We start from the raw sequence: 505 nt of genomic DNA on the forward strand, positions 1-505 counted from the left end.
TTGAAAAAAGAACTCAGCCCGTTTGATCGCAACCTAGATATGCACATCAGTAACATTCGCCGAAAATTGGTTGAAGCGGGCTTATCTAAACAGCACATCAAAACGTTTCGAGGCAAAGGCTACAGTTATTTAGAATCTGTGGGCGCGTGATGAAGCTGGTGTGTCCATCCTACATAGCAAAACGCAAAGACAGCCTTGCGTTTAAGCTTTTCAGTTACATGACCGCGATAGTCATCAGCATTTTGCTGGTGCAAGCGTTAGCGGAACAAGCCTTGGTGAAAGCTATGTTGAAAGTTCCAAATAGCGTCAAAATGGAAATGTTGGATCTTGCTCACCAAGCCAACGTGCTGATTGAACATGGCGACATGGATGAGTTGGCTGATTGGGCGAACGCGCAGCAGTTCTATTTGTTTGTACTGAACGAGCAACTTCAACCAGTGACGCATCGTCTCATGCATCCACATTTTGAATTCAAGCTCCAATTCAAACGCAGTATTGATGATCA

At 44.6% G+C, this 505-nt stretch carries 2 protein-coding genes; both read left to right on the forward strand.

Annotated elements, in window-relative coordinates; all coding sequences use genetic code 11:
* Window positions 1-150, forward strand: a 150-nt coding sequence (locus R8O11_RS31630; RefSeq protein WP_318195438.1) for a winged helix-turn-helix domain-containing protein, incomplete at its 5' end; no start/stop codon positions are given.
* The coding region (locus tag R8O11_RS31635) for a histidine kinase sensor domain-containing protein (RefSeq protein ID WP_318195437.1) at window positions 150-505 on the forward strand (356 nt) is incomplete at its 3' end. The genes R8O11_RS31630 and R8O11_RS31635, both read left to right, overlap by 1 nt.

The organism is Vibrio sp. 1288 (assembly GCF_033344475.1).